This is a genomic window from Pseudomonadota bacterium (assembly GCA_010028905.1).
Taxonomy (GTDB): Bacteria; Vulcanimicrobiota; Xenobia; order RGZZ01; family RGZZ01; genus RGZZ01.
In genome coordinates this window covers 1-13,589 of the sequence record RGZZ01000093.1, presented here as the reverse complement: position 1 = coordinate 13,589, position 13,589 = coordinate 1, and the positions used below count along the sequence as shown (strand labels likewise).

13 protein-coding genes are annotated in these 13,589 nt (G+C 69.4%); 5 read left to right on the top strand and 8 right to left on the bottom strand.

Going from position 1 to position 13,589, the window contains the following annotated elements; translation table 11 throughout:
* Positions 1–8: 8 nt before the first annotated feature.
* The gene (locus EB084_08925) at positions 9–1,166 is read left to right on the top strand and encodes a glycoside hydrolase family 18 protein (GenBank protein ID NDD28370.1); all 1,158 of its coding nucleotides are present in this window, start codon (positions 9–11) and stop codon (positions 1,164–1,166) included.
* Here the strand turns inward: EB084_08925 and EB084_08920 are convergent.
* A complete protein-coding gene (locus tag EB084_08920) occupies positions 1,144–2,184 on the bottom strand; it encodes a glycosyltransferase (GenBank protein ID NDD28369.1) in 1,041 nt (346 codons plus the stop codon). The two genes, EB084_08925 and EB084_08920, sit on opposite strands and share 23 nt — an antisense overlap.
* A gap of 62 nt (positions 2,185–2,246) precedes the next feature.
* Positions 2,247–2,927: a pseudouridylate synthase gene (locus EB084_08915; protein NDD28368.1), complete on the bottom strand. Its 681-nt coding sequence runs from the start codon at positions 2,925–2,927 to the stop codon at positions 2,247–2,249.
* Positions 2,928–3,194: 267 nt separating this feature from the next.
* Between EB084_08915 and EB084_08910 the strand changes: the two genes are divergently transcribed.
* Entirely contained in the window at positions 3,195–3,482 is a 288-nt protein-coding gene (locus EB084_08910; GenBank protein ID NDD28367.1) for a Precorrin-3B methylase, read from the top strand.
* On the opposite strand, the gene EB084_08905 is transcribed toward EB084_08910, so the two are convergent.
* From EB084_08905 to EB084_08890, 4 genes are all read right to left on the bottom strand, one after another.
* Complete coding sequence (locus EB084_08905; protein NDD28366.1) at positions 3,412–4,143, bottom strand: hypothetical protein; 732 nt, start codon at positions 4,141–4,143, stop codon at positions 3,412–3,414. The genes EB084_08910 and EB084_08905 overlap by 71 nt on opposite strands.
* Positions 4,144–4,148: 5 nt before the next feature.
* Complete coding sequence (locus tag EB084_08900; GenBank protein ID NDD28365.1) at positions 4,149–4,730, bottom strand: TIGR00730 family Rossman fold protein; 582 nt, start codon at positions 4,728–4,730, stop codon at positions 4,149–4,151.
* A 108-nt stretch (positions 4,731–4,838) separates the two neighbouring features.
* Positions 4,839–5,621 (bottom strand): hypothetical protein, encoded by a 783-nt coding sequence (locus EB084_08895; GenBank protein NDD28364.1) that lies wholly within the window; start codon positions 5,619–5,621, stop codon positions 4,839–4,841.
* A gap of 423 nt (positions 5,622–6,044) precedes the next feature.
* The gene (locus EB084_08890; protein ID NDD28363.1) at positions 6,045–6,503 is read right to left on the bottom strand and encodes an acyl-CoA thioesterase; all 459 of its coding nucleotides are present in this window, start codon (positions 6,501–6,503) and stop codon (positions 6,045–6,047) included.
* 149 nt (positions 6,504–6,652) lie between these two features.
* On the opposite strand from EB084_08890, the gene EB084_08885 reads away from it, so the two are divergent.
* Complete coding sequence (locus EB084_08885; protein NDD28362.1) at positions 6,653–7,450, top strand: hypothetical protein; 798 nt, start codon at positions 6,653–6,655, stop codon at positions 7,448–7,450.
* Here EB084_08885 and EB084_08880 read toward each other — a convergent pair.
* Positions 7,365–8,882 carry a hypothetical protein gene (locus EB084_08880; protein NDD28361.1) on the bottom strand — a complete coding sequence of 506 codons (1,518 nt, stop codon included), beginning with the start codon at positions 8,880–8,882 and terminating at the stop codon, positions 7,365–7,367. The genes EB084_08885 and EB084_08880 overlap by 86 nt on opposite strands.
* Before the next feature lie 17 nt (positions 8,883–8,899).
* On the opposite strand from EB084_08880, the gene EB084_08875 reads away from it, so the two are divergent.
* Both EB084_08875 and EB084_08870 read left to right on the top strand, forming a co-directional pair.
* Positions 8,900–11,434 (top strand): DUF5060 domain-containing protein, encoded by a 2,535-nt coding sequence (locus EB084_08875; GenBank protein NDD28360.1) that lies wholly within the window; start codon positions 8,900–8,902, stop codon positions 11,432–11,434.
* A 71-nt stretch (positions 11,435–11,505) separates the two neighbouring features.
* Complete coding sequence (locus tag EB084_08870; protein NDD28359.1) at positions 11,506–11,694, top strand: hypothetical protein; 189 nt, start codon at positions 11,506–11,508, stop codon at positions 11,692–11,694.
* On the opposite strand, the gene EB084_08865 is transcribed toward EB084_08870, so the two are convergent.
* Positions 11,691–13,280 carry an MFS transporter gene (locus EB084_08865; GenBank protein ID NDD28358.1) on the bottom strand — a complete coding sequence of 530 codons (1,590 nt, stop codon included), beginning with the start codon at positions 13,278–13,280 and terminating at the stop codon, positions 11,691–11,693. The genes EB084_08870 and EB084_08865 overlap by 4 nt on opposite strands.
* Positions 13,281–13,589: the final 309 nt, after the last annotated feature.

Sequence of the window (13,589 nt, the reverse complement as noted above, 5' to 3'; positions counted from 1 at the left end):
CCGCTCCCCTGCCCGCTCGCAAGCGCGTGGCGTACTTCACCGAGTGGAGCATCTACCAGCGCGCCTACACCCCCGCAAACATCCCCGCCGACGCGCTCGACGTGGTGAACTATGCCTTCGCCAACATCTCCGACAGCGGGCAGGTGGTGGTCTACGACAGCTATGCCGCCACCGACAAGGCGTTCCCGGGAGACACCTGGGACCAGCCCTTGCGCGGCAACTTCAACCAGCTCATCAAGCTCAAGCAGCTGCACCCGAACCTGCGCACGATGATCTCCGTCGGGGGATGGACGCTCTCGGGACGCTTCTCTGATGTCGCGCTCACCGACGCGAGCCGCCAGACCTTCGCCCAGTCGGCCGCGGCGTTTGCCGCGAAGTACGGCTTCGACGGCGTCGACATCGACTGGGAGTATCCCGTGAGCGGAGGGCTCTCGAGCAACGTCTATCGACCTGACGATCGACACAACTACACCCTTCTGCTGCAGGCGCTGCGCGCCACCCTCGACGCCCAGGGCGCGAAAGACGGCAAGCGCTACCTGCTCACCATCGCAGCCCCCGCGGGTACCTCCATCTACGCCAACCTCGAACTGGCGCCGGTGGCTGGCGTCATCGACTGGTTCAACATCATGTCATACGACTACCACGGGGCGTGGGAGACCACCACCAACCATCACTGTCCGCTCTACGCGAACCCTGCCGCACCGGGTGACCCGAGCTTCAACATCGCGTCGACGGTGAAGGGCTACCTCGCCGCGGGCGTGCCGTCTACGAAGATCGTGCTGGGCGTGGGCGCCTATGGCCGCTCGTGGAGCGGCGTGCCCGCGACGGGCAACGGGCTGTTCCAGACCTCTGCCGGCGTGCCCGCGGGCACCTGGGACAGCACCGGGGTCTTCGACTACAGCGACATCGTGGGGCGCCTCGCCGCGGGCGGTGGCTGGATCCGCTTCTGGGATGACACCGCAAAGGTGCCGTGGGTCTATGCGTCGGGCACAGGCGGTGCCATCTTCGTCACCTACGATGACCCCCAGGGCGTGGCCCTCAAGACCGACTACGTGGTGGCGAATCGCCTGGGCGGCGTGATGATGTGGGAGCTGTCGTCAGACGTGCGCGACATCACCTCGCCGCTGTCGCTGCTGCGCACCGTCAACGCCCACCTGTCGCCTTGACCCGACGGTAGAGGGCGAGATGCCGATCGCGCTCCTCGGCCACCGAGGTGCGTGGCCGGCGTCTCGCCGCCTCTCCGAGGCGTTCGCGCGCACGCGCGTCGAGCAGATCGCACACCGCGGTGACGAACGCCTCTTCCCCATCGAAGAGAAGGCCGTCCACCCCGTGATCGACGAGCGAGCGATTGGCGGGGATGTCTGACGCCAGGACGGCGCGACCGTGCGACATGGCCTCGACCAGCGCACCGCTCATGCCCTCGACGAGCGACGCGTTCACCACCACATCAGCCGCCGCGTACACGGCGCTCATGCGCGCGTGCGGCACGGGGTCTACCAGACGGGCCCATCCGCCGGCCGATGCAAAGAGATCGCCGAGATGCACCGCGTAGCGCGCATCGAGACGAGGCCCGATGACGCGATACACGAGACGCGGCGCGCGCTGCCTCACGCGCGCAAGCCAGGGCAGAATGACGTGCGGCTGCTTCACCGGCCGAAGGCCCGCCACCATGACGAAGACGAGGCTATCGCTCTCAACCCCCAGCACTGCGCGTCCCTCTCCCCCGTCTCCCAGACGAGGCGGGTCGCACCCCTGGGCAATGACCTCGAGCGCACGACGCCCCCCCCGTGCCTCGGCCTCCTCACGCATCGCGTCGTCGAACACGACCACCGCCGAGGCTCGATCGAGAATGGCGCGAAAGGCGCAATCTTCGTCTTCGGCGTCTCGAACCGACGCTCCGATGCCCAGCCCGGTGCGATGCGGAGGGCGCAGGTCGGTGCCCGTGAGGGTGATGACGAGAGGCGCGCCGACCCCGGCGGCAACCTCCGCCGCGCGCGGAGCGGCACGTAAGGCGTGAAAGGCGTGCACCACGTCGAACGCGCCGTCGACCGCGAGTGCCTCTTCCGCGGCACGGTACACGATGTCGACGCCCGCACCGCGCAACGCGTCGCGCAGACGCGCAATGGTCGACACATTACCGCCTACGCCATCGAGTGAGGTGGGTCCGACGAGAAGAACGCGCACGCCCGTTGCTTCGCGCCCTCCCTGCAGGCCCCTCTGTCGCGCGCGACCGTGAAGGTCTCTGATCAGAGAGGCAGGTCGGCGAGGGAGAGCCCCAGCGCCTCGAGCACGCACCGCAGATCGTCGGCCAGCGGCGCCCTCACCACCACAGGCTCGCCTGTTCGCGGATGGCGGAACCCGAGCTCGCAGGCATGGAGGAACAGCCGCTGCAGGCCGAAGCGCTCTCGGAACAATCGGTTGTGCTCTCCCTTGCCGTACCGGACATCGCCGATGAGCGGATGGCTGATGTGCTGGAAGTGACGACGGATCTGGTGCAGCCGACCCGTTCGAGGGCGGGCTTCGACGAGCGAGTAGGCGCGCGGGAGGTCGGGCCGCTCGACAAGGGCCACCCGACGGTAGGCCGTCGATGCGTCGAGGCGAGGGCCATCGCGGGTGCGGCGCAGCGGGTGCTCGATGATCCCCTCTTCCGGCGCGCAACCGCGCACCAGGGCGAGGTAGCGCTTCTGAACCGCCCCATCGGCGAACATCTGGTACAGCGCGCGCGCAGCCTCGCGCTCGACCGCGAAGAGAAGCACGCCGCTCGCCGGTCGGTCGAGGCGATGCGCCGGCCACACGTGGCGACCAACAGCGTCCCGCACCCGGGTCAAGGCAACGTCACGCGAGCGGTCCCACCCACGGTGCACGGCCAGACCCGGCGGCTTGCTCACCGCCACGACATCATCGTCGGCGTAGAGAATCTCCATCATCGCCGATGACGTTTGCGCGCTCCTCCGTCAGTACCTGCTGACGGTGACCAGGTGCCGTGCTCACGGGATCAGAGGCGCGCGCGTCGAACCCTGGGACGCATGCGCGACGAGCACGCGAAGCACGACGACGAAGAAGAAGAAGACGAAGACGAGGAGGTGCGCGAGAGCGAAGCCGAGCGCGCTCCCCTCCCTCCCTGGCTCGAGCACGACGTCCCATCGTCGGAACGCGCGCCAGAAGCCCAATGCGAGCTTCACGGCGCGGCCCTCGTGAAAGAGGTCTGTCGCCTCATCCGCGCTGCGCGCGGGCACTGGGACGCCCATCACAACGGTGCGGCGCGCCTCGCCCGAACCCGCGCCCTTCGCCTCTATGCGCGCCTGACACCCGACGAGCGAACCAGGGTTCCGCAGGCCCTGCGCGTCTGGCTGCGCTACCGCAGCGAGAAGTACTACGGCACCCACGGCCGCCCACCCAAGAAGAGACCCGTCAGGGAGAAGCGGACACGACCGCCGCGTGAAGGGCGCAGAGGTACATCAGATCGTCGCCCTGGGGAATGATGCCGCAGTGCTGCATCGATCGGCACTCGAAGGCCAGGCACGCCGCCAGCAGCAGCGGGGCGACGCTGAACCCCCCCCGCGCGGCGAACTCGCGGCGCACGCTGTCAGAGAGCGCGATGGCGCGATCGAGCCCTCCCGTGATCTGAAGCGGGTCGTATCGCCGCGCGAGGGCGACGATGCTCTCCCACGGCACCCGCTCCACCCGCGGCAGGAACACCGCGGGTGCAGGCGCAGGCGCCTGAGACAGGGGCGGTGGCGCAGGCGGCTCGACCGCGGGAGCCGAAAGGGAATCGGGCCAGGCCCCCCCGCCATCGTCTGGACGCCCCTCAATGACACGCGAATCGGCTGCGGCCCGCATGCGACGGGCCGCCCCCATCGAGCGACGGCCACGCAGCACCACGCTGCCGTCCTGGCGCTCCCGGCTGCTCCGCATCACGTCTTCCGGACGGGTATCGGCGGCCCGCTCTCGGCTGCTGCGCATGACGTCTTCCGGACGGATGTCAGCCGCCCGCTCACGGCTGCTGCGCATGACGTCTTCCGGACGGATGTCGGCCGCCCGCTCACGGCTGCTGCGCATCACGTCTTCGGGACGGATGTCGGCCGCCCGCTCACGGCTGCTGCGTCGCTTCGAAGGAGGCCCCCCCCCTGGATCGGACGCCACGGCCCTCAGGTCTCCCCTCGCGTGATCCAGCGCGGGCCGGGCAGAGGCTGCCACGTCGCCATGCGCGTGATGAGCGCAGCAGGGTCATCGTCGACGAGCATGAGAGAGCGATGCTCAGGACGCAGGAAGCCCTCATCCACCGCATGGTCGAAGAAGCGGATGAGCGGCGTCCAGTATCCGCTCACGTCGAGCAGCCCGCACGGCTTGACGTGCAGCCCCAGCTGCGCCCAGGTCAGCACCTCGCACATCTCCTCCATGGTGCCCATGCCGCCGGGCAGCACCACGAACCCGTCGGCAAGCTCAGCCATCAGGGCTTTGCGCTCGTGCATCGAGTCGACGATGTGAAGGCGGGTGACCCCTCTGTGCGAGAGCTCGCGCACCTCGAGTGCGTGCGGGATGACGCCATCGACCTCGCCCCCGGCCTCGAGCACGGCGTCTGCCACGATGCCCATGAGCCCCACCCCGCCACCGCCGTACACCAGACCGATGCCGCGATGGGCGAGCTCACGCCCCACATGACGCGCCGCCTCAGCGTACCCGTCGCGGGCACCGGCACTCGAACCGCAGAACACGCAGATGCGTCTCATGGCCTCAGGCTCCTCGTCTGCGTGCCGCCTCGAAGGGAAGACCCGCCGCGTGATCGTGTTCGCACCCGGCGCTGGTGAAGCCTGCGCTCACCCCTGTAAACCATGAACCTAGGGGAGCCACCGACCTTGGTGATCGAGCCTCACCCCCGCGGAGAGGACCTGCTCGTTGCCGAGCCCGCTCGCGTTGAAGGTCTCGTAGCGGAGATCAACCCGCTGCGCAAGGGCGCGACGCAGCACGGCCCAGATGCGCGACGGCTCGACGCGACTCGCTCCGATGTCGTAGCGACCGCGGCGCAAGGGCTCCCTCACCTCAACGAGATCGCCGAAGATCTCCGGCTTCAGGAGCATGTCGGTGGCCCCGTCCGGCGCCGCCCCGAACGCCTCCGGCACCGTGACCGCCATGGCCGGCATGGGCTCACGCTCCCAGCGCCCCCCCTCGCGGCGAAGCGCGACAGCGCTGCCATCATCGCGCACGAAGAACCAGGCCGACAGCGACGGTCTCCAGAAGCGCCACACCTGCGCCTTCGGACGCGCCCGTTCCGCGCCCGCCCAGCCCACCTTCTCGAGCGCGCGATCGGCGTTGAGCCCACCGGTGGCCAGGCCCTTCGGATCGGCGCGTCCCGAGAGCAAGACCGACCACGTCTCGTGGTGCAGCTCGATGGGAGTTCCGCTGGCGCGCATGCTCTGACGCACGACCCCCGCCCCACCACTGCCCTGCATCGCGTCGATCTCCCATGAGGTGGCGCGCGGCCACGTCTGGAAGCGCCCCTCGCCTCCGCGGGCACACCACACGCGGTCGGCCCACGTCTCCCCCGGACCGACGACGCCATACGAGATGTCGACCTTCTGCATCCCGGCCCGCTGCGGCGTGTACGGCATGTCGATGACCACCCCCAGGGAAGATCAGGGCTGACTCGATCATCACCTCACTGAGGCGGGACGCCGACGTGTCGAGCACCAGCGCGCCGTCTGACATCTCGCGCACATCGCCCATCACCGGATGCAGCCAGCTGCGACGATCCGGCGGGCATCCCTTCCAGGTGACACCGCGCAAGACGACGGCCACGGGTGTCTGGGTGAGCCCAGGTGAGCCCGTGACGTTGCGCACCACGAGGCGGACCGGCGCTCGAACCCCAGCCACGAAGCCGCCGCGAGGAGACGCCTCGAGCGTGACCCGCAGCGGCGGCTCTGAGAGAAGCGGCCGCAGGCTGGGCGCGGGCTCCTGCGCAAATGCGCAGCCCACGAGCAGCAGCGCGGCCACGCATGCCGTTGTCACGCGGGTGAACCACACCCCGGCAACGCCCGCGCGCGACATCACGACGCGTCGAGGGAGCTGCCCTCGAACGCGCGCACCGTCTGGCGGAACTCGTGCGGAATCTCGATGGGCTTCCATGTCACCTCGTCGATGGCGACGTGCACCGACTCACCTTCGGCCACGAGCCGGTTCTCTCGCTTGTGCACGATGCGGAACTCGAAGCGGAACGAGGTTCGTCCGAGATGCGCCACGCGCACGTGCACAACGAGCGGATCGTCGAGGCGCGCGGGCGACTTGAAGTCGCAGCCCGCGTGCACCACGAGGTTCTCGAAATCGCGGATGGGACGCGGGGGGCGGTTCTGCGCGCGATCGATGCTGTCGGCCAGCCCGAGGTTGCGCAGGTAGTCGGTGCGTCCCACCTCCATGTAGGTGAAGAAGTACCCGTGGAACACCACACCCATGGCATCGGTCTCTGGCAGGCGCGTGCGCACCTCGGTGCTGAAGTTGAAGGCAGACATGCAGGGTGCTTCTGAGTCTCTCGGGCCGGAGTCCTGCCCATCGACGCGCGCCCCTCGACAACCCGCGCGGCGCAACCCCGTTCAGCGTTTTTTGAGCCCGTGCTGGCAAGATGGCATCATCGGATGATGCTTGAAGGAAGACCTCCCTGATGATTGCCGGCCTGACATCTCCTGCTCCCCTCGCGTCGCTGCGCTCACCGTGGAGCGAACCCGTGCGCGCAAGCGAAGCCCGCCTGCCCGCTGTGAACGGCGACGCGGTGACCCTGTCGACCCGATGCGCCGAACCGGCGGTGTCGACGGCTCGACCTCCCCTGCTCGGCGCGCTCCTGGCGGCAGTCATGCTCCCCTCGGTGCTCGGCGCCGCCCTCACGGCCGCCCCCGCCCTCGCGCACGAAGCCCCGCGCACGCAGTGCATTGAACGCCCATCCTCGCATCGAACCCCCATCGTCGAAGACGCAGACACGTTCCGCCTCCCTCGCGGCACCGAGAAGATCGTGTTCGGCAAGGGCAAGGTCGTGGTGCGCGACGCCAAGGGCGGGTACCTGGGCGCGGAGCCCTATCCCGCCCAGCTCCTGACCTCGACGCTGCACGCCAGACCGGCTCCCGCCGAACACGCCATGCTCACCCAGGCCAGCGACGGTCGCATCGAGGTGCACGTGCCCACGGGCACGGCGCGCCTCCAGATCACCTCTGCACATCTCGATTCCCAGCAGCACGCGCGCTTCGACGGCGCCGTATACGCCCTCGACGCAGCGGGAAACATCCTTGCCGAGGAGACCGCCAGCGACGTTCGCCTCTCCCCCGCGGGAAGCCGTCCGCCAGGTCAGGCCGAGAGAGTGACGACGCCGTCCGCCGCGTCGCTCAGTGCGAGAAGCAGCGACCCGGCTGGTCGAGAGCGGCCAGAACCGCCGCGCGACATGCCTCGACCTGACGTCGCGCGCCCTTGAAGGTGACCGCGCACCGCACCTCGCCGCTCTGCACGGCGGCACCAAAGTCGCCCAGCCCCACAGAACCGTCGGAGAGCATCGGGTGCCAGGGTACATCGAACACGTCGGCCCCGCGAACCATGAAGACCCCCACCGTGCCGAACGCATCGCGCGCCCGAGACAGCAGCGCCGGGTGCCCCCGCATCGGCGCCACGACGTCGAGTCGCGCGAGCGTGCGCAGCATCTCCCATGACGCCGAGCGCCTCTCCCGGGTCAGCGCGGCCTCCCGCTCGAAGACCGTCTTGAAGACGTCGAACCCCGCCCCCGGGAACGCCCCGGGGAAGTAGTCGACGGGTCGGACGCGCAGAATCGCAGGGGTTCGCCCCGATTCGCCTGCGGCCGTTCCATCGCCCCCTCGCGCCGGCACGTCGACCATCACGGCGAAGGCGCGACCGGCAAAGGTCGGCTGACGGGCCAGCAGCCAGAGCAGCATGGCGGTGGGGCTCACGTCTCCCAGGGAACGGCGCGTCTCGAGGAAAGGACCCAGATCGACGAGCTCGAGCGCCGCGTATGCGTGACGCCCATCGCGCTGCGTCGCCACGCGGCGCGCGCGCGACCACGACCGCGCGGCGCTGCCCGCGCCCTCGAAGGTCGACGGCAGATCGCACGCCACCAGGGGCACCGCGGACGGCGACGGCAGGGTCGGCCCCACCCCCTCGACCGCATCTCCCTGCGGCTGCGAGGCGACGGGCATCTCGCGAAAGCCTCCCGCAAGCGGCGCGGCCTCACGCCCCCAGGCCGCCGCGAGCGCCCCGAGCATCTCGTTCACGACGGCCGCATCAACAGCCGCCGGAGAAGCAGACGCCCATACATCGAGCATCTCGTCTCCGACGAGGCGCACGCGCAGATCGAACCCGCCGCTCCCCAGAGACCGCGCGTCCGAGGCGTCGGGAAGGACGAGTCGCCGCGCGTCATCGGCCGAGGTCACGCGCTCGAACGTCACGCACACCGATGTGAGCACCCGCCACATCCAGCGGAGCGCCTCCCCGCGGAAATCGGAGGGGATGGCGGCCTCACGAAGGCGACGGTGGAGCCGCGACGCCACGTGCGCTGACAGCGCCGACGCCCGCTCTCCGCCAGCGGTCGCACGCGTGGCGTCGTGGGCCTCGGTCAGCAGATCGATGAGCAGCGCGCGAAAGAAGCGATCACTCGGCATCGGAGCCGTCTCGTCGAGGCAGACATCAAGATCGAGGAGGCGCCCGGCCACGTCGAAGCGCAGCCCGCACAGATCGGCGGTGTCCTTGGTCACGCGACGCGCCCCGGTACCCTGCCACTCGAGGGCCAGACGGGCCGCGGGCTGGTCGCGCAGGAAGGTCGCCAGCGCGCGCATGATGGCCTTCACCCGTGCGTCATCACCGGCCCGCGCCGCGGTCTCGAGGCGAAGGCCCAGCACCGCGAGCGAGAAGCGCGATGCGTCTTGCCCCAGGTTCCTCTCCGCCACCGCTCTCCACGCGTCTCGCCCGGGATCGCCTCCAAGCCGGCAGGCCCAGTCGCAGACGGTCACGAGGGCCGATTCGAACACGCTCTCTGGCACAGGCTCTCCTCTTCGCGTTGCAACCGCGTGATCGGGTTCAGAAGCCGCCCAGGCTCACGTGCCACGAGAGACCTCCTCGCGGAGGTTGGACGGCGCGCGCGCATTGGCCTGCACGCCCGAGGAAGGCCGCGCGGGGGAAATGCGAGCGCCACGGGGAACGATGCATCGACATGAACCGCTGGCTTGCCGTCCTTGCCGCGGGGCTCGTCAGCCTGTGCGGTCCCGCCCCTGCTGTCGCCGCTCCGCCCAACCGTCTCCCCCATCGCGCTCCACCGCGGCCGTCGGCCGCTCCCCTCTCGCCCCGCCTGGTGAGCGGACGCGCCGTGCGCTGCTACGATCGCTGCGAGGTGGCCATCGAGGCCAGCCCAGCGGGGAACCCCTTCGACCCCGAGCAGAACGAGGTAAGTGGCCGTTTCGTGAGCCCGAGCGGGCGCCTCATCGAGGTCAACGGGTTCTGGTTCCAGGATTTCGAGCGCTCGCTGGCCGGTGGCCGCGAGTCGTTGCGCCCGCGCGAGGCTCCCGGCTGGCGGGTGCGCTTCACGCCAGACGAGGTGGGACCCTGGCGCTTCACCGTGGTGGCGCGCATGGGCAGGCAATCGCAGACCTCGTCGGTGCAGGTGGTCGAAGCCCTGCCCCCCAGACGCGGGAGCGGCGGTTTCGTTCGGGTGGCCGCGCGCGGCTTCGCGTCTTCCGAGGGCGACGCGATCCTTCCTGTGGGAGAGAACCTCGCCTACAGCGGTCCGGCGGCCACCTACGCCTACGACCGCTGGCTCGAGCGGCTCTCCGGCGAGGGCGCCACCTACGCCCGGATCTGGGCGGGGCCCTTCGCCCCGCTCGCACTGGAGACCGGGAGAGGTCGCTATGACCTCGAAGCAGCATGGCGACTCGACCACATCGTGGAGACGGCGTCGTTGCGCGGCGTCCGCGTCGCCCTCTGCATCGAGTCGTTCAACGCCCTGCGCATCCGACCCGGCCCCGCGCTGTGGAACCGGAATCCGTACAATCGCACGCGAGGCGGCCCCCTGACCCGCCCCGCCGAGTTCTTCGCCGACGCGACCGCCCGTCAGGGCTTTCGCAAGCGCCTGCGCTACCTCACCGCGCGCTGGGGCTGGAGTCCCACGGTGCTCTCGTGGGAGCTCATGAACGAGATCGACCTCACCGAAGGCTTCGATGCCCAGACCTGCCGCACATGGGTGGCGGAGATGGCGCAGGCCCTCCGCGCCACCGATCCCTACGCCCACCCCATCACGGTGAGCTTCGGTGCCCCCGAAGGCGTGCCCGAGATCGAGGCGCTCCCCGTGCTCGACTACCTGCAGGCACACGTGTACGGTGCCGCCGATCTAGGCCGTGCCATCGCAGACATCTGCCGTGAGAAGCGTGAGCGCCACGGTCGCCCGGTCGTGGTGAGCGAGGCTGCCGCCAGCGTGCGCAAGGCGGTGACCGAGCGCGACGAAGCAGGCACCTGGCTGCACGAGGCCCTCTGGGCGCCGCTCTTCGCTGGCGCGGCGGGAGCGGGCATGCCGTGGTGGTGGGACACCGTGGTTGACGCGCACAACCGCTACGACGCGTTCCGGCCGGTGGTGCGCTTCGCCCGAAGCGCGCCGTGGCTCCCTGACCTTCCCGATTCGGTGAAGGTGCTCGACATGCGGTCCGCCGCAGCCTCGGCGCCGCGCCGAGGCGATGTGGTGATCTGCCCGACCCGTGGCGGATGGCAGCGCGGCCCCGCCAATACGCCCGCCACCGCAACCGTGGAGAGCGACGGCGCCATCGGGGGCCTCTCATCTGTCAGTCGGATGCTGCACGGCGAGGAGCGACCCGAGCTGCACAACCCCCTCACCCTGCTCGTCGACATGCCGCAGGCGCCGTTCACCGACGACATCGCCCCCGTCGACGGGCGCTGCGTGATCTATGTCACCGAGCCACCGAGCCGCGGCAGCCGGCTCGTCGTCGACGTCGACGGATCACGTCGGCTCGACCAGCCGTTCGACACCCCCGACCTCGAGACCCCACGACGGTACGCGGTGGCCGTGGGAGGAGGACGGCACGCGATTCGAATCCGGAACGCAGGCGCAGGCATCATTCCCGTGGCGTACGGGCTGCCGCAGTACCGTCGCTCACCGCGCCCCTCCCTGCAGGTCACGGGACGGGCCTCGAACACACGTGCCGTGGTCTGGGTCAGGAACCCGGACGCGATCTGGCTGCGTGCGGCGCTGCGCCAGCCCGTGCGCCCTGTCGACCCGAGCGTGGTCGTGCTCGAGGGATTCCTCGACGGAGACTACGTGGTGGAGGAATGGAACACCGAGACGGGAACCTCCATCCCGTACCGCCGGCGTTGCGTCGATGGTCGCATCACGCTGAACGTGCCCCGCATCATGCGAGACGCGGCGTACATCATCCAGCCGGCCCAGTAGACGCGGCCGTGCGTGCGCCTGTCGAGAGCAGATGCGCGCCCCGCTCGCGCCAGCACCCGAGTGAGAAAGCCATGAACCTGCGCAGAACATATGCACTGAAGGGCGCCATCGGCGGCGCCATCTTCGGAGCGGCTTCCATGATCGTTCCCGTCTACATCAAGCCGGGGGTCAAGCTGCCGTTCACGGTGGCCATCTTCGTCACCATCTGCATGGCCGTGATGGGCGCAATCTTCGGTCTCATGACCGCCGACGCGCGCTAGGCCCGAGACGACGCAGGCACAGGGCCGCGCGGCCCCGTGGCGTTCCAGCAGGCCGCGAAGAGAAGCGCGCCAAGCCCCGCGCACAGCATGAGCAGCCGGAAGCCCAAATCCCACCCGTAGGTGGTGACCAGCCACCCCATTCCCCAGCCGGAGATGATGCCGCTGGTGTAGCCGAAGAATCCGCTGAGGCCCACTGCCGTGGCCACCGCATCCTTCGATGCGATGTCGGCCATCATCACGCCCACGAGGAACTGAGGGCCGTAGATGAAGAACCCGGCGGCCCCGATCAGCGCGTTCACATGCGCCAGCGATGAGCCCTGCGGCAGCACCCACAGCCCCAGCACGGCCAGCCCGGAACACATCATGAAGGTCACACAGACAGGCGCGCGTCGCGCGCTGAAGAAGCGATCGGTGAGCCATCCGGCCAGCAGCGAGCCTGCGATGCCCGCGATCTCGAAGCAGGCTACGCTCCACCCCGCCGCATCGAGCTCGATGCCCTTCACCTGTTTGAGATAGGTGGGCGCCCAGTTCAGAAACACGTAGCGAATGACGTAGACGAAGAAGTTCGCGAAGCAGACGAGCCAGACGTAGGGATTCCCGAAGACCAGCCGCCAGGCGCCGGATGTGCTGTCGGCGGGTGACGGGCTCTCGTCGGGGCCAGGCGTCTCACCGAGATAGACCTCGACCGGTGGAAGCCCGAGCGACCCGGGCGTGTCGCGCAGGAACGCGCCGATGGCGCCCGCGGTGATGAGCGCCATGATCGCCGGAACGGTGAAGACGGCCTGCCAGCCGTAGCGCGCCGCGAGGTAGCCGCCCATGACGGCGATGCCCGCCGCGCCGAACTGATGTGAGGTGTTCCACACCCCCCACATGGTGCCCCGCTCCCGACGCCCGAACCAGTGCGCGAGGACGCGCGCCACGGGCGGAAAGCCCATGCCCTGGAAGAGACCGTTGAGCACCAGCAGCACGCCCAGCGCCTCTGCTGTCGACGCAAAGCCCAGGGCGAGGTTCACCAGCGCACTCGCCGCCAGCCCCAGGGTCATCAGGAACCGCGGGTTCGTGCGATCTGCCACGACGCCGCTCAAGAACTTGGAGAGCCCGTACACCTGCTGATGCGCGGTGAGATAGAACCCAAGGGTCTTCTTGCTGTACCCCTGCTGCTCGAGCAGCGGCATGGCCATCGAGAAGTTGCTGCGAACGAAGTAGTACACGGCGTAGCCCACAAAGGTCGTGGCCAGCTGGCGACCGCGCCAACCGCGATAGTCCCTGCGCATCTCGTCGTCCGACGAGAAGATGCGAGATGTTTCAGGGGGCGGCGCAATCACGCTCCGAACGCGAGCAGCGAGGTTCATTCGAGCCTCATTCGCTCCGCGCCGCGCGCTGCCTGCCGGCCGCCGCGGGGCGCGAGGGCCACGGCCTGTCTCAGACCGCGCGAACGACAAACGGGCGCTCTTCCCAACGCCCGACGTCAGTCCAGTGGAAGGTGAACTCGAGGCGCTGTCCGGGAGCCAGCGCGGGAAGGTCGAACACGTACACGCCAAAGCGAGGGGGCAGGCTGTCGGCAACGGTGCGGGTCGTCCAGCCATCACACGTGAAATGGACCTCGGCGGGCGCCAGGGTCTCGATGCGAAGCGGTCGTCCCGCGGGGATGCGACTGATCTTGTGATTGAAGCGCCAGGTCAGGCGACCATCGCGCACGGCTCGGCGCTGGTAGCGATCGACCACGGTGGGCGGCGTGTCGAAGACCCGACCGTCGTGCAGCGATCGGCGCAGCTTGATGTATTCGGCGTGGGCCCAGGTCAGCGGAAGGGCAGATCCGGTGGGGCGCCCGAAGACCAGGGGAGTTCCCGCCACGTCGTCGGCGTCCCAGATCTGCTCCGGGATGAGGCCATGAG

Bases quoted from the DNA above. Each gene is read 5' to 3' on its own strand.
- EB084_08915 (NDD28368.1), bottom strand. From the start codon at position 2,927: ATGATGGAGATTCTCTACGCCGACGATGATGTCGTGGCGGTGAGCAAG.
- EB084_08900 (NDD28365.1), bottom strand. From the start codon at position 4,730: ATGAGACGCATCTGCGTGTTCTGCGGTTCGAGTGCCGGTGCCCGCGAC.
- EB084_08890 (NDD28363.1), bottom strand. From the start codon at position 6,503: ATGTCTGCCTTCAACTTCAGCACCGAGGTGCGCACGCGCCTGCCAGAG.
- EB084_08885 (NDD28362.1), top strand. From the start codon at position 6,653: ATGATTGCCGGCCTGACATCTCCTGCTCCCCTCGCGTCGCTGCGCTCA.
- EB084_08875 (NDD28360.1), top strand. From the start codon at position 8,900: ATGCGTCTTGCCCCAGGTTCCTCTCCGCCACCGCTCTCCACGCGTCTC.
- EB084_08870 (NDD28359.1), top strand. From the start codon at position 11,506: ATGAACCTGCGCAGAACATATGCACTGAAGGGCGCCATCGGCGGCGCC.
- EB084_08865 (NDD28358.1), bottom strand. From the start codon at position 13,280: ATGGCTGGACGACCCGCACCGTTGCCGACAGCCTGCCCCCTCGCTTTG.